Origin of the sequence: Mycolicibacter sinensis (genome assembly GCF_001673565.1) — a bacterium.
GTDB classification, from domain to species: Bacteria; Actinomycetota; Actinomycetes; order Mycobacteriales; family Mycobacteriaceae; genus Mycobacterium; species Mycobacterium sinense_C.
The window spans coordinates 1-708 of sequence record NZ_LZMF01000030.1 but is presented as its reverse complement, the minus strand read 5'-3'; the positions used below and the strand labels follow the sequence as shown (position 1 = coordinate 708).

The 708-nt window shown below is 63.6% G+C and carries 1 protein-coding gene; it reads left to right on the top strand.

Annotated elements, in window-relative coordinates:
• Positions 1-393: 393 nt before the first annotated feature.
• On the top strand, positions 394-708 hold a 315-nt coding region (locus A5648_RS04840; RefSeq protein ID WP_207511598.1), incomplete at its 3' end, for a hypothetical protein.

The following is a 708-nucleotide window of genomic DNA, read 5'->3' as shown; positions in this document are numbered from 1 at the left end:
GCCAACAGGTCGGAAAGGAAGTCATCGAAGTCGGCATTGGCCGCCGGCGCCGCCGCCAACGGCGCCATTCCAAAGGCCAGGAACGCGCCGACTGTCGACGCTGCGCCCACGATCCGCCGGCTCGAACCGCCCCTGCCTGAACTCCTGCTGACCGTGGCACCGCGCCGAACAACCATCATTGCCCCCGTTCCCCGTATAAGCCCTTAGCGCTGTAACGCCTTGTTAACATGCGCATTAGGAACAGCACAGTAGTTGCGCTAGCGTCAATTGTCTACCGGAAGCCTACAAACTGCGACTATCTCATTCGTTTGGTACGGTTTTTCGCACTAGCGGTTCCGCTAGAGTCGCCCAATATGCACCGAAGTCGCTAGTCAGCGCAGGGAGGTCGGTCCGATGTCTTATCTTCTGGGAAAGCCAGGGAAGCGCCGTGCGCGCGGGCGCCGCGGCGAACTGAGGACAGCACCTGCAGCGCTGGGGATCCTCACAGCCGTCGGCCTCGCAACGCTGACGTCGGTCCCGGCCGCCCGGGCCGACTTCGACGATCTGTGGGCCGACCTGTTTGACCCGAGCGCCTGGGGCAACCTGAGCGATGACTTCAACGGTCTGTTCGTCGCGTCGGATCTGTCCAGCGATGCGCTGGCCGGATCGGCCGCTGGTGCTGCCGCGTTCGACTTCTACACACCGCTGCACGCGGCCTTGCAGGACTGG